Source organism: Gemmatimonadota bacterium (assembly GCA_026706345.1).
Taxonomy (GTDB): domain Bacteria; phylum JAAXHH01; class JAAXHH01; order JAAXHH01; family JAAXHH01; genus JAAXHH01.
The window spans coordinates 1-1,703 of sequence record JAPOYX010000065.1 but is presented as its reverse complement, the minus strand read 5'-3'; the positions used below and the strand labels follow the sequence as shown (position 1 = coordinate 1,703).

Genomic DNA, 1,703 nt, shown 5'->3' with positions numbered 1-1,703 from the left:
CGGCGTGCACGAACAGCTGCTTGCCGACCTTGAACAGGCCGACCTCGTCGGCCAGCAGGGCAACGTAGTGATCAACTTCCTTCAGTGAAGCAACGTCGAGCGCAAAGATCAGGCGGCGGCGTGCGCGCGGGGGGCTTGTTTTCCGGGAAACCCGAGGACGGACCTGCGTGTTCTTTGCCTGATTGACGGAACGAGGAGCCATCGTGTTGCGCGCTTCCCTTCGACTCGGCTCGGGACAGGCCCGGACTCAGGCGGTCTCCGCATGACTGAGCGCCTGCTGGATGGTTTCGACCGCCCGGTCTGCCGGGACTTCCGTCATTGTTCCATCCGCGCGGATCTTTAGTTCAATCACCCCGCGGGCCAAAGACTTGCCACCAATAGTGGCCCGGAGCGGAATGCCCAGCAGGTCGGCATCCTTAAATTTCACACCCGGCCGCTCTTCCCGATCGTCAAATAAGACATCCGTCCCGGACTGCCGGAGTTTGGCATAGACATCTTCCGCCGCCTTCCGGGTGGTGTCGTCATTCCAATTGACCGGCACGATATGGATGTCTGCGGGAGCGAGCGGTTTGGGCCAGACAATGCCGGCAGCATCATGGTTCTGCTCAATGGCGGCCGCAACGGTCCGGGTAATACCAATGCCATAACAACCCATTTCCATGGGCCGCTGTTCGCCTGTGGCATCCAAATAGGTTGCATTCATCGCCTGGCTATACTTCGTGCCAAGATAAAACGTCTGACCGACCTCAATGCCGCGATGATCGGTAAACCGCCCTTTCTCACAGCGCGGGCAGGTGTCGCCCGCTATTGCCCGGCGCAGGTCGGCGAACTGGAGGGAGGGCAGGTCGCGCTCGATATCAAGCCCGGTCATGTGCATATCCCGCTCGTTTGCACCACACACCAGGCCTCTTGCACCCCGCAGAGTCTGGTCGCTGATGAGCTGGGCCTCGATCCGTAGTGGCCCGGCAAAACCGGTTGGGGCGCCAGTCACCTTATGGACAGTTTCTTCATCCGCGATCGCGACCCACTCACAGCCGAGCAGGTTTTTCAGCTTAGGCTCGCTGAGTTCATGGTCTCCCCGCACCAGGGCGGCGACTGCCGCACCCGTATCGGTCTCGTAGAGCAGGGTCTTGACGAAGCGCTCCGGGGACTCACCCAGAAAGGTCGAGACTTCCTCGATGGTCCGTTGGTCTGGCGTCTCGACTCGGGTGAGCGCTGCTTCGCGCGTGTCTGACGGCGGCGACGGTGGGGCGAGTTCGGCTTTTTCCACATTGGCGGCATAATCGCACGAGTCACAACTGACAAGGGCGTCTTCGCCGGAGTCCGCCAGCACCTGGAATTCGTGTGACAGACTGCCCCCGATGGCCCCAGTATCCGCCTCAACCGGACGGTAGGTGAGCCCACACCGATCAAAGACCCGCCGGTAGGCGTCGTACATATTGCGGTATTCGCGCTGGCAGTCCTCCAGATCGGTATGAAAGGAATAGGCGTCTTTCATGATAAACTCGCGGCCGCGCATCAAGCCAAAACGGGGCCGGACTTCATCGCGAAACTTGGTCTGGATCTGATACAAATTGAGCGGCAGGTCCCGGTACGACCGGATTTCACGCCGGACAATATCGGTCACGACCTCCTCATGGGTCGGTCCAAAGCAAAAGTCCCGGTCGTGCCGATCTTTGATGCGCAGCAGCTCTCTGCCGTAG

Annotated in this window: 2 protein-coding genes; both read right to left on the bottom strand. The window is 60.4% G+C overall.

The genetic code is table 11. The features are described from left to right. The coding region (locus OXG98_05535; protein MCY3771464.1) for a hypothetical protein at positions 1 to 202 on the bottom strand (202 nt) is incomplete at its 3' end. A gap of 45 nt (positions 203 to 247) precedes the next feature. Then, the coding region (locus OXG98_05530) for a proline--tRNA ligase (protein MCY3771463.1) at positions 248 to 1,703 on the bottom strand (1,456 nt) is incomplete at its 5' end.